This window comes from Agrobacterium sp. CNPSo 3708, assembly GCF_028674915.1.
GTDB lineage: Bacteria > Pseudomonadota > Alphaproteobacteria > Rhizobiales > Rhizobiaceae > Agrobacterium > Agrobacterium cavarae.
Genome location: NZ_JAQZSF010000026.1, coordinates 1 through 310, shown reverse-complemented (window position 1 = coordinate 310; position 310 = coordinate 1). Strand labels below are relative to the sequence as shown.

Genomic DNA, 310 nt, shown 5'->3' with positions numbered 1-310 from the left:
AGCACTGAACAAGGCGCAGATCGCCGTGATGTCTACGTCGCAGCTGAACGCTCTGTCTTCCGATGCGCTCAACACCTTCTCCAGCGATGAAGTCAAGGCCATCAGCGAAAAGGCGCTTGCAGGCATCACCATCAGCAAGTTGACCACGGGTAACATCGCAAACCTGAGCGGGATACAGGCAGCAGCCCTGACCACGACACAGTTTGCGGGGATGACGACCAGCCAGATCGATGCGCTGAACTCCACCCAGATCGCCAGCTTGAGCTCTGCCCAACTGGCAACGCTCGACAGCGCCGAACTCGCTCTCTTC

Annotated in this window: 1 protein-coding gene; it reads left to right on the top strand. The window is 58.4% G+C overall.

Annotated features, from left to right (window positions below; genetic code table 11):
* Positions 1-28: 28 nt before the first annotated feature.
* The coding region (locus PVA19_RS22315; protein ID WP_274104281.1) for a hypothetical protein at positions 29-310 on the top strand (282 nt) is incomplete at its 3' end.